Origin of the sequence: Spirulina sp. CCY15215, assembly GCF_016888125.1 — a bacterium.
Taxonomy (GTDB): domain Bacteria; phylum Cyanobacteriota; class Cyanobacteriia; order Cyanobacteriales; family Spirulinaceae; genus CCY15215.
The window spans coordinates 1-220 of the sequence record NZ_JACSWA010000602.1; the positions used below are offsets into that span (position 1 = coordinate 1).

The window sequence follows — 220 nt, forward strand, 5'->3', positions numbered from 1 at the left end:
TTCAGAAACAATTTATTTCTCCTATCTCAGAAACAGTTACAACTCCAGATTCAACTCCAATTAATTCTTCTGACACTAAACAAGAAACACCTTCTCGTTCTGATGTAGCGCCAAGTGAACCTATTCAGAAACAATTTATTTCTCCTATCTCAGAAACAGTTACAACTCCAGATTCAACTCCAATTAATTCTTCTGACACTAAACAAGAAACACCTTCTCG

1 pseudogene is annotated in these 220 nt (G+C 35.5%); it reads left to right on the forward strand.

Annotation, left to right across the window (positions count from 1 at the left end):
• A pseudogene (locus tag JUI58_RS23455) lies at positions 1 to 220 on the forward strand (hypothetical protein); the annotation flags it as partial.